The following is a 17656-nucleotide window of genomic DNA, read 5'->3' on the forward strand; positions in this document are numbered from 1 at the left end:
GTCACCCCATCAGCAGCCATTCGTTGAAGCGCTCGGCGAGCGGGTCGTAGTTGGCGCCCCAGTAGTCGCTGTCCATCAGGTAGAGCCCCTTGACGTTCTCCGGCGCCGTCGGCAGCACCGCTGCGCGCTCGGCCGGGATGAAGTCGTAGGCCTTCTTTGCCGACGGGCCGTTGGCGACGTTCTGCGAGTAGATCGCCTGCTGCTCGGGGCGGGCGCAGAAGCGCACGAATTCCTGCGCGGCTTCCATGCGCGGGGTGCCCTTGTGGATCGACCAGCCGTCGACCGAGTAGAGCCCGTCCCACACCATCTCGACCGGTGCGCCGGCTTCCAGAGCGGCATAGGCGCGGGCCGACCAGGTGTCGGTCATGTCGACTTCACCGGACTGCAGGATCTGGGTGTTCTGGGCGCCGGCCGTCCACCAGACCGCGACATGTTCGCGGATCTCGTCGAGCTTGGCGAAGGCGCGGTCCACATCCAGCGGGTAGAGGTCCGCCGGTGCCACGCCATCGGCGAGCAGCGCCATCTCGAGCGTGCCCCACGGCGACCGGTAGAGACCGCGACGGCCCGGGAAGTTCTCGACGTCCCAGTAGTCGGCCCAGTTCTGCGGCTTGGCGCCCGGCAGCTGCGCGGTGTTCAGCGCCATGTTGATCGAGAACACCGAGAAGCCAAGCCAGTTCGGCATGACGGTGCCCGGCACGTAGTCGTCGAGGTTGACGTCAAGCTCGAGCGGCGTGGTGTAGTCGGGGCCCGCCATCAGCTGCTTGACGTGGTCCGGCGTGGTCATCGAGATGTCCCAGATGTAGCTCTCGGTATCCACGAGCAGCTTGATCTGGGTGACGGGGTTCGGTTCCTGCGCGACCGAGACGACCTTGATGCCGGTCTCGGCCTCGAACGGGTCATAGAAGGCCTTGCGCAGCGCGGGCGCGATGGCACCGCCCACGTCGGAAACGGTGATCTGCGAGGTCTGGGCGCGCGCGGCCGAGGACAGCAGCGCAGGCGCGGCAAGCGCTGCGGCAGTGGCGACGCCGCCTTTCAGGACGGCGCGGCGGGTGGGCTTGCTGAGACTCATCGTGGGGTCACTCCATGCTGGTTGGTCAGAGGTCGGGTCCGGTGGTTCCGGTCTTGAGGGCGCACTCTTGCGGCACGTTCCCGGGGGTCTTTCTCGGGCCGCGCGCGCCCATGTTCCGGAGGATCCCCTGGCGGCACGCCAGCACCGATCGCGGGCGCAGATGCGTCCGCGGGCTGACCCCGGGCCGCAACAGGAAAGCGGCCCGGTCTGGCTGGGGGATGAAACTGCCCCATGGCGGCACGAACGCCGGTCATGGCGGCAGGGAATGTGAAAGCGCGTTACCCTTGCCTCGATGACAACCATTGCCGCGCCGCGGCGTAAAGTATCAAAATCAGCAGCATTGATTAGGATAAACCTATGCGGACCCGAGAGCCGGATTAGGCGGGGACTAAGCTGCAATTCCTATTTATCTATTTTACCGAAGCGTTCTTTGCGCCTTAGATCGACCGGAAGAAGCGAACAGCACCAGCCGGGTCCCCCTCCGCAAGATCGGGACCCTTTCGCGTGAGGAAACCAGGAGATGCCGCATATGCAGCCGCAGAAAGACTTTCATTCGGACATCGCGGTCACCGGGTCCCCTGCCTCCGCGCCCGAGCGTGCGGTGAAGCTGTCGGCTCGCGGCCTGTCGCGCTACTACGGCGAGACGGTGGCGCTCGACCGGGTCGATCTCGACGTGCACGAAGGCGAGTTCCTCACCCTTCTCGGCCCGTCGGGCTCGGGCAAGACGACGCTGCTGCAGACCATCTGCGGGCTCAACAAGCCGTCGCGCGGCCAGCTTTTCATCGACGGCAAGGACCACACCTGGACCCAGCCCGAGAAGCGCGGCATCGGCGTGGTCTTTCAGAACTACGCGCTGTTTCCACACCTGACCGTCTCCGAGAACATTGCCTACCCGCTCAAGGTGCGGGGCATGGCACCCAGGGAGATCACCCAGCGCACCGGCCGCGCGCTCGAGACCGTGGGTCTCGGCCATGCGGGCAACCGCTTCCCCAACGAGCTGTCAGGCGGCCAGCAGCAGCGTGTCGCGCTGGCCCGCTGCCTCGTCTACGATCCCTCGATCATCCTGATGGACGAGCCGCTCTCGGCGCTCGACCGCAAGCTGCGCGAACAGATGCAGATGGAGATCAAGCGCATCCACCGCGAGACCGACACCACGATCATCTTCGTCACCCACGACCAGGAAGAGGCGCTGGCCCTGTCCGAGCGCATCTGCCTGATGCGGGACGGCCGGATCGTGCAGCTCGGCACCCCTCGCGAGATGTACGAATCGCCGAAGTCCGCCTTCGTCGCGGATTTCATCGGCATCTCGAACATCTTCGAGGGCGAGGTCTCGGACGCGGGTCTGAGCTGTTCCGACGGCACCCTGCCCCTGCCCGATGCCCATGAATCGGGCAGCAAGGGCTATCTCGTGCTGCGCCCCGAGACCATGGAGCTGACGACGGACGGCCCGATCGGCGGCACCGTGACCGACACCATCTACGCCGGTGCCGAGACCCGGCTGCTGGTCACCACGGGCAGCGGCAAGGAAGTGATCCTGCGTCACCGCGCCGGCCCTGCCCCGCGCATCGGCGCGCCGGTCCGGCTTGGCTGGGACCGCAACGCCGCGCAGTTCCTCACCCGCGCGGTCTGATCCCTCAAGACAAGCAAAAACCGCGGTCCCGCATCGACGGGACTGCGGTTCATCTGTTTCAGAGATTCAGCCGACGATCAGCTGCTTGAGCTTCAGCGCCTCGTATTCAAGCGCGGTGAGCCGGTAGTTCACCACGTCCCCGATCGAGATCATCCCGGCAATCTCGCCGTCTTCCAGCACCGGCAGGTGGCGGAAGCGCCCGTCGGTCATCCGGCGCAGCACCCGCACCAGCGTCTCGTCGAGCGTGCAGGTCTGCGGATCGGCGGTCATCAGCTCGGCGACAGTTTGCGGCAGGGTCCGGCCGGGCGTATCCGCCAGCCGCCGCACGATGTCACGCTCGGAGAGAATACCGACGAGGTGCCCGGCGGCGTCGGTCACGAGGATCGCCCCGATGCGCTTGTCGCGGAGCACCTCGACCGCGTGGCCGATGGTCTCGTCCGGGCCGATGGTGTGGACGTCACGGCCTTTCTTCTCCATCACATGCCCCACCGTCGCCTCGGCGGCGGACAGGTTCGTCTCGATGGACTGGCTGTGCGTCTTCTCGTGGTCGTCGTCGCCGCGGGTGTGCGGCTGGTAAGAAGCTGGCATCACGTGACCCTCCCTTGTCTCTCCCCTAGGGTAATGCAATCAGCGCATCTGTAAACGCGCTTTGTAGATTGCGCCCTGCCGAGAGGAATTCGCCCGTGCCCGAGCTTGCGCTCACGCCCGTCACCGCCACCCTTCTGTTCGTGGTCGCCTGCCTCGCGGGATACCGCTACCGCAGCGTCTGGAAGGCCGAGGGCCCGCGCTGGCAGCTCTGGGTGTTCGGGCTGGTGGCGGCGGTGGCGCTGCTGGTGCTGGGCTTCCTGCCGATGCGGGGCTGAAGGGCCGGGCCTGCGCTGAAGATCCCTCGCGGCGCCACTGCCCCAGAGCCACCGCTCAAAACGCCACCACTCAAGAAGCCTCTGCGCAAAAGAAAGAGGCGGGGCAGTTCCCTGCCCCGCCCCGAAATCCGGCCGGATGGAAGGCGATCAGCTCGCCTCGCGCTCCATGTCCTCGATCATCTTGCGTGCACGCGGGCACTTGAGCCGCTCGCGCAGGGGGCTGTTCGGGTCGATCTCCTGCTTGCAGACCAGGCAATGGTCCGCGTCGGCGATGGCGTTCAGCCCGCCACAGCTGCCCTTGATCGTGCGCCCGCTGAACATGACGCCGAGCGCCATGCCCAGCATCACGATCATCAGAAGTCCGAAGGCAAGCAGAAAGGTCGACAAAGCAGGCTCCCGTCAGAAGTGGATCAGGCCTGCAGCGCCTTGAAACGCTCGCTGGCCTCGGTGACGTGGCCAATCTGCCCCGCCTCGCCGGAACGATCAACGAAGAGGACCGCCATCTCACGATCATTTGCGATCTCGAGGCCGCGCTTGGTGCCCACCGCCAGCAGGGCCGTGGCCCAGGCGTCGGCCATCATCGCGTTCTCGGTCAGCACGGTCACCGAGGCGGTGTGGTGCGTCACCGGACGGCCGGTCGTGGCGTCGATGATGTGCGAGTAGCGCTTGCCGTCTCGCTCGAAGAAGTTGCGGTAGTCGCCCGAGGTCGCCATGCCGAGACCCGACACGCCCACGACCTGCATCACGCCGCGGTCGAAGGCCTCGGGGCTCTCGATGCCGATCTGCCAGGGTTGGCCGTCGGGGTTGCGGCCGGCGGTGTAGAGGTCGCCGCCGATTTCGACCATGTAGTCGGTGAGGCCGAAGTCCGCGAGGGTGCGCGCGACCTGGTCGACGCCGAAGCCCTTGCCGATGGCCGACAGGTAAACCTCGGCCTCCGGGCGGGTCTTCTGCAGGCTGCGGTCAGAGACGCGCAGCGTCTGGGACTGGCCACAGCAGGCCAGCGCGTCGGCGATCTGTGCATCGCTCGGCAGGTCCGAGCCGGTGCGGGCGCCGAAGCCCCAGAGGTCGATCAGCGGGCCGACGGTGACGTCGAAGCGGCCGTCGCTCTCGGTGTTCACTTCCTGCGCGGCGAGCATCACCTCGGCCAGCTCGGGCGAGACGGCGAAGGGCTCTGCCCCGGTGGAGGCGTTGAAACGCGAGATCTCGGACGTGGCGTCCCAGTTCGACATCTGGGTGTTCACCCGGATCAGGCTGGCATCGACGGCGCGGGCGAGCTCGGCCTTGTCGACCGAACGCGAGTGATCCACGGCAACGATCGAGTAGCTGGTGCCCATGGTGAGCCCCGAAAGCTCGAGCACATCCCAGCCCTTCTTGCACGCGGCCAGCGCGATTGGCATTACGAGGAGGCTACGGCGAGAGAGGAGGATGGGGTTTGGCACTTTTATCTCCGCAGAAGTGGTGCTTCGTGGTCAACGATGAGATGATGGGCTTCTGCGGGAGTTTCCGGATCGATACAACATTAAACTGAAAAAAATCCCCGGAAGAACTTCCAAAAAGCCTCCCGGCGTCACATAAGACGGCCAAAAATGGACAGGACGAAAACGACGTGCAGCGATTTACGTTACGAAAAGGTCTGAATGTCCCGGTTCTGGGTGCGCCCGAAGGCGGGATTGAAGATGCTCCCCCGGTCCGGACTGTGGCCATCCTTGGCGATGACTACATCGGCCTGAAACCCCGACTCACCGTTCAGGAAGGCGACGTGGTCGCCGCCGGCACGCCGATCCTGAGCCACAAGGACACGCCGCAGGTGCAGGTCACCGCGCCGGTCTCGGGACGAATCAAGGCGATCAACCGCGGCGCCCGCCGCGTCCTCGTCAGCGTCGAGATCGAGGTCGATCCGACCGCCGCCGAGCCCATCGACTTCTCGGGCGTGGGCGATCCGCACACCGCCGAGGGAATTATCGAGCGCCTCTGCCTCGCCGGCCTCTGGACCTCGTTCCGGACGCGTCCCTATTCGAAGGTGCCCGACCCGGCGACGCGGCCCGCCGCGATCTACGTGACGGCCATGGACACCGAGCCGCTCTGCGGTGACGCTGCGGCGATTATCGCTCAGGATTCCAAGGCCTTCTATCACGGTCTTCAGGCGATCACTCACCTCACCGACGGCCACACCTACCTCTGCCAGGAGGCCGGTTCCGAGGTCCCCGGCGCGGGCATCCCCGACGTCTTCGTCGCCGGCTTTTCCGGGCCGCACCCGGCGGGTCTCGCCGGCACGCACATGCACTTCCTCGAGCCGCCCTCGCCCAGCAAGACGGTCTGGTCCATCGGCTACAACGACGTGATCGCCATCGGCCGCCTGCTCGACACCGGCCGGCTCGACATGTCGCGGATCGTGGCCCTGACCGGTCCGCTCTGCCGCCGCCCGCGCCTCGTGCGGACGGTCGCCGGCGCGTCGATGGCGGATCTCTGCCATGACGACCTGCAGACCAAGTTGCCGGTGCGGGTGATCTCGGGCTCGATCCTGAGCGGCCGCATGGGCGAAGGCGCCACCGGCTACCTCGGCCGCTACGCCCGCCAGATCACGCTCATCAAGGAAGACCACGAGCAGATCCCGCTCGGCTGGATCCGTCCGATGGCGTCGAAATTCGCCATCCAGCCGGTGCTCGGCTCGGCCTTCGCGCGCAAGCTTTACCCGCTGACCTCGAACCTGAACGGGGGCCGCCGCGCCATGGTGCCGCTCGGCACCTTCGAGGAGCTGATGCCGCAGGACTACCTGCCGACGCAGCTGCTGCGGGCGCTGCTGGTGATGGACACCGACCAGGCGCAGGCGCTCGGCGCGCTGGAACTGGACGAAGAGGACCTCGGCCTCGTGGGCTTCGCCTGCCCGGCCAAGTACGAATACGGCCTCGCCCTGCGCGACAGCCTCAGCAAGATCGAAAAGGAGGGCTGAGACCTTGGGTCTGCGCAATTTCTTCGACCGGATCGAGCCCCATTTCGTAAAGGGTGGCCGGTACCAGAAGTACTTCGCCATCTACGAGATGGTCGAAAGCTTCATCTACACGCCCAAGACGGTCACCACGGCCGCCCCCCATGCCCGCTCCTACATCGACATGAAGCGGATCATGACCTACGTGGTGATCGCCACGATCCCGTGCATCCTGTTCGGTCTCTACAACACCGGCCTGCAGACCAACCTCGCGATCGCCGAGCACGGCGCGTCGGGCTGGCGGGCGTGGATCATCGACACGCTGGGCATCGGCTTCAACCCGCGCAACCCGCTGGCCAACATGGCGCACGGGCTGCTCTACTTCCTGCCGATCTACATCGTGACGCTGGTCGCGGGCGGCATCTTCGAGGTGATCTTCGCCGTGGTCCGCGGCCACGAGGTGAACGAGGGCTTCCTCGTGACCTCGATGCTCTACACCCTGATCATGCCGGCCTCGGCGCCGCTGTGGCAGGTCGCCCTCGGCATCATCTTCGGCGTGGTGATCGGCAAGGAGGTCTTTGGCGGTACCGGCAAGAACTTCCTGAACCCCGCGCTGGTCGGCCGGGCGTTCCTCTACTTCGCGTACCCCGCGCAGATGTCCGGCGACACGATCTGGACACCGGTCGACGGCTTCTCGGGCGCGACCCCGCTCGCCATCGGCGCCAGCGACGGCTACGCCGCCCTGCCCGAGCGCGGCATCACCTGGATGGACGCCTTCATCGGCACGATCCAGGGCTGTCTCGGCGAGACCTCGACCATCGCCTGCCTCATCGGCCTCGCCTTCCTGCTGGTCACCAAGATCGCCAACTGGCGCCTGGTGCTCGGCTGTCTCGTGGGCATGATCGCCTTCTCGTCGTTGCTGAACTTCATCGGTTCGGACAGCAACCCGATGTTCGCCATGCCCTGGTACTGGCACCTAGTCATCGGCGGCTACGCCTTCGGCCTCGTGTTCATGGTGACCGAGCCCGTCTCGGCCAGCCACACCAACGTCGGGCGCTACATCTACGGGGCGCTGATCGGCTTCATGGTGGTGATGATCCGCGTCATCAACCCGGCCTTCCCGGAAGGCATGATGCTCGCGATCCTGTTCGGCAACGTCTTTGCGCCGCTCATCGACTACTTCGTGGTGCAGGCCAACATCAAACGGAGGGCCAAGCGCAATGTCTGACGCGAACGAGAACAATGGCTTCATCCGCCGCTTCCTCGACATGCCCAACGACTCCGTCGTCAAGACGGTGACGGTCGCCGTGGCGCTCTGCCTCGTGGCCTCGATGGTGGTGTCCGCCGCCGCCGTGTCGCTGCGCCCGGTGCAGGAGGCCAACAAGCTGCGCGACAAGCAGACCAACGTGCTTGAAGTGGCCGGCGTCTACGACCCGAACGTGCCCGTGGCCGAGGCCTTCGAGTCGATGGAACCGCACGTGCTCGACCTCGCCACCGGCGAGTTCACCGACGAGTTCGACATCAAGACCTTCGACCAGCTCGCCACCTCGAACGACCCCGCCATCGTGCGGGCGCTCGACGAGGACCCGGCGGGTCTCGGCGGCCACATGCAGGCGTTCCGGATGATCTACATCCTGCGTGCCGACGATGGCAGCATCGACAAGGTGATCCTGCCGATCGAAGGCTACGGCCTGTGGTCGACGCTTTACGGCTTCATCGCGCTGGAAGAGAATGGCAACGACATCTACGGCCTGCAATTCTACCAGCACGGCGAAACCCCCGGTCTTGGCGCCGAGGTCGACAACCCCCGCTGGAAGGCGCTCTGGAACGGCAAGAAGCTGCGTGACGAAGACGGAACGCTGCAGATCACCGTCGCCAAGAGCGCCCCTGCCGCGGGCCGCGATTATTACATCGACGCGCTGGCCGGGGCGACCCTGACCTCGCGCGGCGTCGACAACCTTGTCCGCTTCTGGATGGGCGAAGACGGCTACGGCCCCTTCCTCGAGCGGCTGAAGGCAGGAGAGATCTGATGGCTCACACACGCAAGTCGCAACTTGTCGATCCGCTGATCGACAACAACCCGATCACCCTGCAGGTGCTGGGCATCTGCTCGGCGCTCGCGGTGACCTCGTCGCTGAAGGTGGCACTGGTGATGGCGATCGCGGTGACCCTGGTGACCGCCTTCTCGTCGATGTTCATCTCGATGCTGCGCAACCAGATCCCCGGCTCGATCCGGATCATCGTGCAGATGGTCATCATCGCGTCGCTGGTGATCCTGGTGGACCAGGTGCTCAAGGCCTATGCCTACGAGATCTCGAAGACCCTCTCGGTCTTCGTGGGCCTGATCATCACCAACTGCATCGTGATGGGCCGCGCCGAGGCCTTCGCCATGAGCAACCCGCCGGTGGCCAGCTTCATCGACGGCATCGGCAACGGCATGGGCTACGGGCTCATACTGATGACGGTCGGCGTGATCCGCGAGCTCTTCGGCTCGGGCTCGCTGTTCGGCATCACCCTGCTCGAGACGGTCAACAACGGCGGCTGGTACGTGCCCAACGGCCTGCTGCTGCTGCCGCCGTCCGCCTTCTTCGTCATCGGGCTGCTGATCTGGGCGATCCGCACCTGGAAGCCGAAGCAGGTCGAAGAGCGTGAATACAAGATCCAGAGCGTGGAGGCACACTGATGGAAGGTCTCGTCTCACTCGCCGTAAAGGCGGTCTTCGTCGAGAACCTGGCGCTGTCCTTCTTCCTGGGCATGTGCACCTTCATCGCCGTGTCGAAGAAGATTTCGACGGCGATGGGTCTCGGCATCTCGGTCATGATCGTGCAGGCGATCACCGTGCCGGCAAACAACCTGATCCTGCACTATCTGCTGGCGCCGGGCGCACTCGCCTGGGCCGGTTTCCCGGACGTGGACCTCACCTTCCTCGGCCTGATCTCCTATATCGGGGTGATCGCCGCGCTGGTGCAGATCCTCGAGATGGTGCTCGATAAGTACTTCCCGCCGCTCTACAACGCGCTGGGGGTCTTCCTGCCCCTCATCACGGTGAACTGCGCCATCCTCGGCGGCTCGCTCTTCATGGTGGAGCGCGCCTACGACTTCCCCGAGGCGCTGACCTATGGCGTGTCCTCCGGGTTCGGCTGGGCCCTGGCGATCACCGCCATGGCCGGCGTGCGCGAAAAGCTGAAGTACTCCGACATCCCCGACGGGCTGCAGGGTCTCGGCATCACCTTCATCACCGCGGGTCTGATGGCGATGGCCTTCATGTCCTTCAGTGGCGTGAAACTCTGAGCCGGAGGACTTACTGGCAATGCTAACTTTCAGCCTGGGCGTCGTCCTCTTCACCCTCATCGTGATCGCGCTGGTGAGCATCATCATCGCCGCGCGCTCGCGACTGGTGTCTTCGGGCAACGTCAACATCACCATCAACGGCGAGAAGACCATCTCGGTCCCGGCGGGCGGCAAGCTGCTGCAGACCCTCGCCGGCCAGAAGCTCTTCGTCCCCTCCGCCTGCGGCGGCGGCGGCACCTGCGCGCAGTGCCGCGTCCGGGTGCACTCGGGCGGCGGGTCGATCCTGCCCACCGAGGAAAGCCACATCACCAAGCGCGAGGCCGCCTGTGGCGACCGCCTCTCGTGCCAGGTGGCCGTGAAGCAGGACATGGACATCGAGGTCCCCGAGGAGGTCTTCGGCGTCAAGAAGTGGGAGTGCACCGTGCGCTCCAACGACAACGTCGCGACCTTCATCAAGAACCTCGTGCTGGAGCTTCCCGAGGGCGAGGACGTGAACTTCCGTGCCGGTGGCTACATCCAGATCGAGGCCCCCGCGCACAAACTGTCCTACAAGGACTTCGACATCGCCGAGGAATACCGCCCCGACTGGGACAAGTTCAATCTCTGGCAGTACGAGTCGACGGTCGACGAACCCATCGAGCGCGCCTATTCGATGGCGAACTATCCCGACGAAAAGGGCATCATCATGCTCAACGTCCGGGTGGCCTCGCCGCCGCCGGGCTCCACCGGCATCCCGGCGGGTCAGATGTCGTCCTACATCTTCAACCTGAAGCCCGGCGACAAGGTCACCATCTCCGGTCCGTTCGGCGAGTTCTTCGCCCGTGACACGAAGAAGGAAATGGTCTTCATCGGCGGCGGCGCGGGCATGGCGCCGATGCGCTCGCACATCTTCGACCAGCTCAAGCGCCTCGAGAACCGCGATCGCAAGATCACCTTCTGGTACGGCGCCCGCTCCAAGCGCGAGATGTTCTTCGTCGAGGACTTCGACGAGCTGGCCAAGGAGTTCGACAACTTCGAATGGCACGTCGCCCTGTCCGACGCCCTGCCCGAGGACGAGTGGAAGGGCTACACCGGCTTCATCCACAACGTGCTCTACGAAGAGTACCTCAAGAACCACCCTGCCCCCGAGGACTGCGAGTTCTACATGTGCGGACCGCCGATCATGAACCAGTCGGTGATCAACATGCTGCTGGAGCTGGGTGTGGATCGCGAGGACATCATGCTCGACGATTTCGGCGGCTGATCCAGGCACCACCACAGACACGACGGGGAGGCTTCGGCCTCCCCGTTTTCGTTTCGGGGACCCGGTTCCGCGCGCCCCCGGCGCGTCGGGGCGGCACTGTTTGTGCACATGCAGACGCCCGACTGACACAAGTTTCGGCAAAGTTGTATCAACTCAGATCATGATTGATGCATGCGATCGGAGCTATTCTGATCCCGCGGACGCAGCGTCTGGTCGTAGCGATAACTGAACAGACAGCAGCCTGTCCCCTGCTCCCGCTGCGTCCGCACTTGGTCGGAGTGTTCCAGTGGTGCCAGTGACCTTGTTTACCTACGTATGGTCGTATTCAAAAAGGGAAAAACAACCGTAACCTGAACTGACACAACTTGTGTCAGAGGTGACACATGTTGCCCGGTGACAATCGATTTACGGAGGTGTTTCAGTCGTATTGCGGACGCAGCAAGCGCCACCACTCACATCAGATTCTGGCCCCAAGCCATGTCCTGAACGCTGCGTCCGCCCACCCCTCCCCGACATGGCCAGTCAGACCGTCCCGAGGCCCCCGCGGAGCGATATGTAAGTCCAGCAGTGCTACGCGCGTGACCTGTCCCGTTCCGCGCGTCAGGCGCCGACCCGCCTGGCCGCTCGGCGCCTGCCCTGCGAGTCGAAGTCTCCAAGGAAATCAGGGGGGCAAAGGCCGTCCTGACCCGACAATATCTCGTTACGCGGCGTCAGGGCGGGGCCGTCGGAGCGCAGCCCTACCCGTTCGGATAGGTGCTTCATCCGACTAGGCCGGCCGCGATCCCTTCGTCTTGTCGCGGCCCCCCCCCGGTCCGGGCTACACCTTGTGCAGGGACGGCACGCTGCCACGCGACCGGACCCGAAGCCGGCAGAGACAGAGGCCCGCTTCAGAAGACAGTAAGTAAAGGGGGACATTTCCTATGACCGACGAGATCGATATCGTACAGCGCCTTCAGTCCAGAAAGCTCCCCTCCTGCAGCCCCGACGGCGGCAAGACCTCTCAGATCGACTTCATGCAGATCCTCGCCGACCGGCGGGAAGCTGCGGCCATCATCGAGGCCCAGCAGGCGCTCATCGACCGGCTGCAGTTCGGCTACGAGATCCGGCGCTACCACGCCTGACACACGCTGCCCCGGCGTCTCAAGCCGGGGCCCTCGCCTCCGCGCGGGGCAATCCGGGCAGGACCGCCCCCGACACCCGGTACCGGCCGATACGGGTCGATACGGGCCGAGACAGGACACTCCCTCATAAGGGATGCACGCGAGGCGGACTCGCATGTATTGTCGAACCAGTGCCCCCTCCCGGACGCCCGGGCCGCGCGCCATTCGTTTTCGGCAGTCCCAGGAGGTCGCGTCTCCACCATGTCCGCGGTCACCCCACCCGCGCGCATCCTGCCCCGCACCGCCTCTGCCGCATTCGCGCGGCTCCTCGCCGGCACCGGCGCCGCGCAACAGGAAAATGCCGCCGAGGACCCCGCAAAGCTCGCCGCCAAGGCCGGGCTCTCGTAATTCAGACGAGATCCCGGTCTCGGGCTCCCTCGCTTTCGGCCCGGAGACCAGGCTCAGCGCGCGGATAACGGAGAGCGGCCAGTGGTCGGTCGGGGCATCCACCTCTTCTCCTTCGCGATCCTGGCCTTCTCCGCCTCGAAGAACGAGTTCGACAACGGCTCCGAGCAGACGCGCTGCTCGCTCGGAGGCACCGTGCCGCTGACTGCCACGGGGCTCAAGACCGGCCAATGGCAGCTCTCCACGCCCTACGGCTACACCTGCAGCGAGGGCAGCATCACGGTGACCGGTCTCGACCTCTCGGAGCGCTTCACCAGCAACGACAGCGGCTGTGCCGGGCCCTTCGCCATCCGGCCGCTGGCCGAGCGGCTGACGTTGCTGGGCGGCGGCCTCTAGACCCGTGGCACGGATGACTTGAGCGGTATCTCGCTGGGCGCGGGCCTGAGCGCCCGGGACACGCTCGCGGTTTTCGGCTCCTGCATCGACAGTGATCTCAGCGAAGACGAGACGCCGGGCGTCTCCTGCCTCCACGAGTTCTGAGTCGGAGCCAGCCGAAGCGGCACGAGCCGACATGCACAGACCTGTCGGCGGAGCTTCAGGCTCGGGTCGGGAGGACGGTCAACTGTAGAACCGTGGTCTGGAGGATGTTCGGGAAGCGGCGCGCGGGCGAAAGCTCGGCCTTTTCAAACCAAACGCCCCGGCTCGGACATGATGCCAAAACCGGGGCGAACAGGTACTGAAAAGTCATACTTCTAAGATGCCCCAGACCCACCGACACCAGAGGGAAATTTCTGGCTTTCATCGAAGGATCCCTGGACGCCACCACTCACGAGCCACGAAGACATTAGACGAACACGGGACAATTATCAGATTGATAGATCGCTAAGGCCCTGTCGAGTCACCTCATCTTTGCGTTGCTGAAAGAATTTGGCCGCACAACGATGGCGGGTGAGAGATTAAGAATAATTAAATGTAAGCCCTGCAATTATCAGAATGATAAAATGAGGTGACGCGTTTTTGGGCAAGACCGCGCCACCTAACCGACAGTTTCCAGGGTGGAAACGACTCAAGAGAAGCACGAGGACAGTGCCACAATTTCGCCATATTTCCAGAATGTTAGAGCAGCATCAACGGGTCAGCGGAATCCTCCGAAAGCCTGCCGTCCGACGCCCGCGCCGCACCCGGAACGGTGTCCCTGTGACCCTACATGGGGAGCGTGAAAGCTGAGGACCAAGTCCCAACTCAAATTACGGTCAGCCGCTCTTTTCGGGGTCCCGGGCTCCCCCGCCGTTAACCATCATTGGCGATCCGAATGAACCGAACCATGAACACCCTCGTCTGAGCCGGCCCCGTCAAAGTGCTCAAGCCAGGATGCGCGAAGTCCGCAGGATTTCGGTGAACAGGAGGACTATGACGTGGCTGGAAAGCGGCGTTGTTGCAGAACTCAGCCGGTGAAGGAGTCACATCGGGACTCCATGCGGTTATGCCGAGCAGCATGAGCAATCCCAAGCCCGCCCGTTACCGCACGACGACCTGGTCCACCGACATCGATGCGCTCAGGAAGCGCGGGTCGCTGCTGATCTGGCTGGACAAGGAGATGGCCTGGCACGCACCGAATGAGGGGCGCCAAGGAAGCCCGCCGGTCTGTTCGAATGCCGCGATCCAGGTCTGCCTGTCCACTGGCCGAAAGGGCCTTGTGCAACAGGGTCCCGAAAGGGGGTCAAGGTTCTGTTCGGGCTGCCGCTCAGGCAGCCAGCCGGGATGGTCGCGAGCCTCCTGCGCCTGGCAGGGCCGGACTGGCCCGTTCCGGACTGCTCGACGCTGTGCCGCAGACAGAAGACCCTCAAGGTGCAGATCCCCTTTTGCCGTGCCGAAGGGCCGCTGAAGCTTCTGGTGCCCTCTCGGGACATTGCTGCGCAATGCCCTGCCGGCCAGTGGATACGCTTCGGGAAGGCCTTCGGTGAGCGCATCGCCGCGCGGGATCCCGATCGCCAAACTGCCGAAATCCACATCCGGGTCGCCCTTATCAATCGCTTCAACGCGCTCGGCACCGCCGAGCCCGTCCGCGTCGCCTGAGTCTGAACGGGAAAGGGCCACTCTCGCCTCAGGCCGCCTTTCTGCAACAACGCCCCGCGCATCTACCTCGCCTTCGCCTTCGGCCTTGATGCCTGTACTGTCCGCTGCCCGGCAGGGCATTGCGCAGCAACGTCCCGAGAGGGATCAGCAGGTTCAGCGGACCCGCGCCGCCGCGGTAGGGGATACTCACGTTCAGCGCTCTTTGGCGGCGACAGGGCGTGCTGAAGTCCGGAACGTTCCAGTCCAGCCCGACCAGCCGCAGCAGGCTCTGCACGAAGCCGGTCGTCTGCCGCAACGGCATGCCAAAGAGCACCTTCATCGTCAGGCAAGTCTGGATCGCGGCATCGCTGAAGCTCTGTTGGCGACCGCGTCTCCCGGTCGGCGGAGGGATCCATTCCATGTCAGGATCAAACCAACCTCTCGTGACATTGCTGCGCAATGCACTGCCGGTCAGTGGATCGTCAGCGATCCGCGTTGCCGTAGCGCTTCATTGTAAGCCGACCAGTTCGTGGTCTTATACTTCGTAGGGGCCCAACTGCTCATGCTTAACAGCTATCATTTTGGATTCATGTAGTGAATCCCTTGCCCGATTTGTGCAACAACGCCCCTCAGCGCGGCCATCGCCCGCCTGCGGACCCGCGCGCAATGATCCGGACCGACTGGACCGTGCCAGAGGCCAGGGCGATCCACGCCCTGCCCTTCGCCGACCTGATGAACCGTGCCCAAAACCTGCACCGCGCGCATTTCGACCCCAATGCGATCGAGACGGCGAGCCTGCTCTGCATCAAGACCGGCGGCTGCCCGGAAGATTGCGGCTATTGCTCGCAATCCGCCCATCACGACACCGGGGTGAAGGCCACCAAGCTGATGGGAACAGAGGAAGTTCTGGCCGCCGCCAAGCGTGCCAAGGCCTCAGGAGCGCGGCGCTTCTGCATGGGCGCCGCCTGGCGCAGCCCCAAGGACCGCGACATGAACAAGCTCTGCGACATGGTGCAGGGCGTGGCCGAACTGGGGCTGGAAACCTGCATGACGCTAGGTCATGTTGACAAAAGGCGAACCCAGAGGCGGATAGACGTGATGTCGATGAAGCCCAGGAAGCTTTCAGCGGTTTTGTCGTAGCGTGTGGCGACCCGGCGTGCGTTTTTCAGCTTGTTGAAGCAACGTTCGACGAGGTTGCGCAATGAATACAGCGAATGATCGACACCGACGCGCATCTTGCGTGATTTCCGCGTGGGAATTTGGGTGAGCACGTCTCGTGCCTCCATCTTTTTCCGAATGTTGTCAGAGTCATAGCCTCTGTCTGCCAAGAGGACGCTCGGCTCTGGCAGGTTGTCGGCCATGAAGAGGTCGAACCCCCGATAATCGGATGTCTGTCCCGGCGTGATCTCAGTCCTCATGGGCAGGCCTGCTGCATTGACGCGGAGGTGGATCTTGGTCGTGAAGTGGAAGATGGTCCAGAAAACAGTCCAGTGGACTGTTTTCCCATCGGACGCTCTTGAGCGGCGAAAACCCTGTCGTGGTGTCCCCCTTTTGCGCCCGCTGCCTGATGATGGGCGCGAACCACGGTGCTGTCGACCATTTGGAGGAAATCCGGCACTGCCCCGCTTTGGTTCAGGGCGTCCATGATGTCTTCCCAGAGACCTGCCCGGGTCCAGCGTCGGAACTGCCGGTAGACGCTCGACCATTTGCCAAACCCCTTAGCAGGGCGCTGAAAAAGGCCCGCGTGAGGGATGGTTTCCCTCGACGCGGATGCTGGGTGGGGCTGGAGCATGCGCAGGCAGACCTGACTGCGGCTTCCCCGGTCAGGCTGCGAGCAGTTTCGGCAGCCTTGCGAGATTGCAGGCCGCCATTGTCAGCGTAAAGCGGGCGCGCACGCGCTCTATGCCGCGATACATGGTCTGTGTCAGGCCGCCGACGGTCTTGGCCCAGCCGAAGGGTTCCTCGATCTTCTTTCGGCATCGCTGGGATTTGGCATAGCCGGGATGTCGGGTGGTCCGACCGTCGATGGCTGAATGGCGGGACTTCTGGGCGACATGCGGCGTCACCACCATCTGGCGCAGTTCGGCGACGAAGTCGGCGCTGTCGTAGCCACGATCCGCTGCCAGGGTCAGACGCCGCGTCGATCCGGGCGAGTGCCGATGGAGCATGTCGATGGCGGCACGGCGCTCGGCGTGCCCGTCAGCTTGCGTGAGGTCGGCGTGCACGATCAGGCCGGAACGGTTCTCCATCAGGCTATGCCCCATGAAGCATAGCACCGCGCCAGCGCCGGGCGACTTCTTGAACAGCCGGGCCTCGGGATCAGTCATCGACGCGTGCGTCGCGTTCGAGCGTCGTTCGCCACGAAAATCGACTTCGGCATTGCGGCTGCGGCGTGCGGGACGGGGCATGGGTTTGGGCTCGGCAGTGGATTGGTCAGGAGACGATGTTGGCGATACACGGTCATCTGGCGGATCACCCGGATCGTCGTCCCGGTCGGGCATCGCACTGTCCTTCGGCTGGAAGCTCTTCATGGATGCCCAAGCCTTCACCAGAGTTCCGTCGACCGAGAAATGATCGTCGGACAGCAGCGGCGCCACATCACGATGCGCCAGGATGGCAGCCATGATCCGGCGGGACATGTCGGTGGTCAGCAATCGGTCGCGGTTCTTGCTGAACACCGTGGGGACCCAGACGGCATCGTCGATCCCGAGGCCCACGAACCAGCGGAACAGCAGGTTGTAGTCCATCTGCTCCATGAGCTGCCGCTCGGATCGGATTGAGTAGAGGATTTGCAGCAGGCTGGCGCGGATCAAGCGTTCCGGCGCAATGGAAGGACGGCCCTCACCCGCATAAAGTCGATCGAACTCGGCATCCAGTGAACGCAGGGCATCGTTGACGACGGATCTGATCTTGCGCAGCGGATGCCGGGACGGGATGCGCTCCTCAAGATCGACATAGCTGAACAGCGACCCCGTCACCTCGTCCGATCCGCGCATCGCCACCTCCGTCATACCGTGGGGGCGATGAATCATGTTCCTCGATGCGCGTCGAGACCGGAGTTTTTCAGCAGCCTG

Annotated in this window: 17 protein-coding genes and 4 pseudogenes; 14 read left to right on the top strand and 7 right to left on the bottom strand. The window is 64.3% G+C overall.

The genetic code is table 11. The features are described from left to right. Nucleotide 1: 1 nt before the first annotated feature. Nucleotides 2–1069 carry an ABC transporter substrate-binding protein gene (locus tag BLQ77_RS22310; RefSeq protein ID WP_089962959.1) on the bottom strand — a complete coding sequence of 356 codons (1068 nt, stop codon included), beginning with the start codon at nt 1067–1069 and terminating at the stop codon, nt 2–4. 529 nt (nt 1070–1598) lie between these two features. Here BLQ77_RS22310 and BLQ77_RS22315 point away from each other — a divergent pair. Further along, nucleotides 1599–2699 carry an ABC transporter ATP-binding protein gene (locus tag BLQ77_RS22315; RefSeq protein ID WP_089962962.1) on the top strand — a complete coding sequence of 367 codons (1101 nt, stop codon included), beginning with the start codon at nt 1599–1601 and terminating at the stop codon, nt 2697–2699. A 66-nt stretch (nt 2700–2765) separates the two neighbouring features. Here the strand turns inward: BLQ77_RS22315 and BLQ77_RS22320 are convergent, their stop codons facing one another. After that, entirely contained in the window at nt 2766–3287 is a 522-nt protein-coding gene (locus tag BLQ77_RS22320) for a CBS domain-containing protein (protein WP_089962964.1), read from the bottom strand. Nucleotides 3288–3382: 95 nt separating this feature from the next. Here BLQ77_RS22320 and BLQ77_RS22325 point away from each other — a divergent pair, with 95 nt between their 5' ends. Continuing rightward, the gene (locus tag BLQ77_RS22325; protein WP_089962966.1) at nt 3383–3562 is read left to right on the top strand and encodes a hypothetical protein; all 180 of its coding nucleotides are present in this window, start codon (nt 3383–3385) and stop codon (nt 3560–3562) included. Nucleotides 3563–3709: 147 nt separating this feature from the next. Here BLQ77_RS22325 and nqrM read toward each other — a convergent pair whose 3' ends face one another. Together nqrM and BLQ77_RS22335 are read right to left on the bottom strand one after the other, a co-directional pair. After that, nucleotides 3710–3949 (bottom strand): (Na+)-NQR maturation NqrM, encoded by a 240-nt coding sequence (gene nqrM, locus BLQ77_RS22330; protein ID WP_008884407.1) that lies wholly within the window; start codon nt 3947–3949, stop codon nt 3710–3712. Nucleotides 3950–3972: 23 nt separating this feature from the next. After that, nucleotides 3973–4959: an FAD:protein FMN transferase gene (locus BLQ77_RS22335; protein ID WP_207545874.1), complete on the bottom strand. Its 987-nt coding sequence runs from the start codon at nt 4957–4959 to the stop codon at nt 3973–3975. 209 nt (nt 4960–5168) lie between these two features. Between BLQ77_RS22335 and BLQ77_RS22340 the strand changes: the two genes are divergently transcribed. From BLQ77_RS22340 to BLQ77_RS22380, 11 genes and pseudogenes are all read left to right on the top strand, one after another. Continuing rightward, nucleotides 5169–6512: a Na(+)-translocating NADH-quinone reductase subunit A gene (locus tag BLQ77_RS22340; protein WP_089962970.1), complete on the top strand. Its 1344-nt coding sequence runs from the start codon at nt 5169–5171 to the stop codon at nt 6510–6512. A 4-nt stretch (nt 6513–6516) separates the two neighbouring features. Then, nucleotides 6517–7716: an NADH:ubiquinone reductase (Na(+)-transporting) subunit B gene (locus tag BLQ77_RS22345; protein WP_089962972.1), complete on the top strand. Its 1200-nt coding sequence runs from the start codon at nt 6517–6519 to the stop codon at nt 7714–7716. Beyond that, nucleotides 7709–8518, top strand: a complete 810-nt coding sequence (locus tag BLQ77_RS22350) for a Na(+)-translocating NADH-quinone reductase subunit C (RefSeq protein ID WP_089962974.1) — start codon at nt 7709–7711, stop codon at nt 8516–8518. The genes BLQ77_RS22345 and BLQ77_RS22350 overlap by 8 nt, the downstream gene beginning before the upstream one ends. Continuing rightward, nucleotides 8518–9171, top strand: coding sequence for an NADH:ubiquinone reductase (Na(+)-transporting) subunit D (locus tag BLQ77_RS22355; protein ID WP_008886324.1), 654 nt, complete (start codon nt 8518–8520; stop codon nt 9169–9171). The genes BLQ77_RS22350 and BLQ77_RS22355 overlap by 1 nt, the downstream gene beginning before the upstream one ends. Further along, entirely contained in the window at nt 9171–9779 is a 609-nt protein-coding gene (nqrE, locus tag BLQ77_RS22360; protein ID WP_008885326.1) for an NADH:ubiquinone reductase (Na(+)-transporting) subunit E, read from the top strand. Before BLQ77_RS22355 ends, nqrE begins: the two co-directional genes overlap by 1 nt. Nucleotides 9780–9798: 19 nt before the next feature. Then, nucleotides 9799–11022, top strand: coding sequence for an NADH:ubiquinone reductase (Na(+)-transporting) subunit F (gene nqrF, locus BLQ77_RS22365; protein WP_089962976.1), 1224 nt, complete (start codon nt 9799–9801; stop codon nt 11020–11022). 920 nt (nt 11023–11942) lie between these two features. Then, nucleotides 11943–12143, top strand: coding sequence for a hypothetical protein (locus tag BLQ77_RS22370; protein ID WP_089962978.1), 201 nt, complete (start codon nt 11943–11945; stop codon nt 12141–12143). Nucleotides 12144–12383: 240 nt separating this feature from the next. Next, the gene (locus tag BLQ77_RS28900; RefSeq protein ID WP_165617176.1) at nt 12384–12530 is read left to right on the top strand and encodes a hypothetical protein; all 147 of its coding nucleotides are present in this window, start codon (nt 12384–12386) and stop codon (nt 12528–12530) included. 81 nt (nt 12531–12611) lie between these two features. Beyond that, entirely contained in the window at nt 12612–12923 is a 312-nt protein-coding gene (locus BLQ77_RS22375) for a hypothetical protein (RefSeq protein ID WP_089962980.1), read from the top strand. Nucleotides 12924–12941: 18 nt separating this feature from the next. Continuing rightward, nucleotides 12942–13067, top strand: a complete 126-nt coding sequence (locus BLQ77_RS29710; RefSeq protein ID WP_278184720.1) for a hypothetical protein — start codon at nt 12942–12944, stop codon at nt 13065–13067. A gap of 955 nt (nt 13068–14022) precedes the next feature. Continuing rightward, nucleotides 14023–14438, top strand: a pseudogene (locus BLQ77_RS22380) (transposase); the annotation flags it as partial. A gap of 219 nt (nt 14439–14657) precedes the next feature. Here the strand turns inward: BLQ77_RS22380 and BLQ77_RS22385 are convergent. Continuing rightward, nucleotides 14658–15146: pseudogene (locus BLQ77_RS22385) on the bottom strand (transposase); the annotation flags it as partial. Between the two features lie 102 nt (nt 15147–15248). Between BLQ77_RS22385 and BLQ77_RS22390 the strand changes: the two are divergent. After that, nucleotides 15249–15668 (top strand): annotated as a pseudogene (locus BLQ77_RS22390) (biotin synthase BioB); the annotation flags it as partial. Here the strand turns inward: BLQ77_RS22390 and BLQ77_RS22395 are convergent. Further along, nucleotides 15641–16296, bottom strand: a pseudogene (locus BLQ77_RS22395) (IS5 family transposase); the annotation flags it as partial. The pseudogenes BLQ77_RS22390 and BLQ77_RS22395 overlap by 28 nt on opposite strands. Before the next feature lie 109 nt (nt 16297–16405). Continuing rightward, entirely contained in the window at nt 16406–17578 is a 1173-nt protein-coding gene (locus BLQ77_RS22400; RefSeq protein ID WP_089962992.1) for an IS5 family transposase, read from the bottom strand. Between the last annotated feature and the right edge of the window lie 78 nt (nt 17579–17656).

Source organism: Salipiger thiooxidans, assembly GCF_900102075.1.
Classification (GTDB): Bacteria; Pseudomonadota; Alphaproteobacteria; order Rhodobacterales; family Rhodobacteraceae; genus Salipiger; species Salipiger thiooxidans.

Coding starts and splice junctions, on each gene's coding strand:
- BLQ77_RS22310 (WP_089962959.1), bottom strand. CDS start 1,069: ATGAGTCTCAGCAAGCCCACCCGCCGCGCCGTCCTGAAAGGCGGCGTC.
- BLQ77_RS22315 (WP_089962962.1), top strand. CDS start 1,599: ATGCAGCCGCAGAAAGACTTTCATTCGGACATCGCGGTCACCGGGTCC.
- BLQ77_RS22320 (WP_089962964.1), bottom strand. CDS start 3,287: ATGCCAGCTTCTTACCAGCCGCACACCCGCGGCGACGACGACCACGAG.
- BLQ77_RS22335 (WP_207545874.1), bottom strand. CDS start 4,959: ATGCCAATCGCGCTGGCCGCGTGCAAGAAGGGCTGGGATGTGCTCGAG.
- BLQ77_RS22350 (WP_089962974.1), top strand. CDS start 7,709: ATGTCTGACGCGAACGAGAACAATGGCTTCATCCGCCGCTTCCTCGAC.
- BLQ77_RS22355 (WP_008886324.1), top strand. CDS start 8,518: ATGGCTCACACACGCAAGTCGCAACTTGTCGATCCGCTGATCGACAAC.
- nqrE (WP_008885326.1), top strand. CDS start 9,171: ATGGAAGGTCTCGTCTCACTCGCCGTAAAGGCGGTCTTCGTCGAGAAC.
- nqrF (WP_089962976.1), top strand. CDS start 9,799: ATGCTAACTTTCAGCCTGGGCGTCGTCCTCTTCACCCTCATCGTGATC.
- BLQ77_RS22370 (WP_089962978.1), top strand. CDS start 11,943: ATGACCGACGAGATCGATATCGTACAGCGCCTTCAGTCCAGAAAGCTC.
- BLQ77_RS28900 (WP_165617176.1), top strand. CDS start 12,384: ATGTCCGCGGTCACCCCACCCGCGCGCATCCTGCCCCGCACCGCCTCT.
- BLQ77_RS22400 (WP_089962992.1), bottom strand. CDS start 17,578: ATGCGCGGATCGGACGAGGTGACGGGGTCGCTGTTCAGCTATGTCGAT.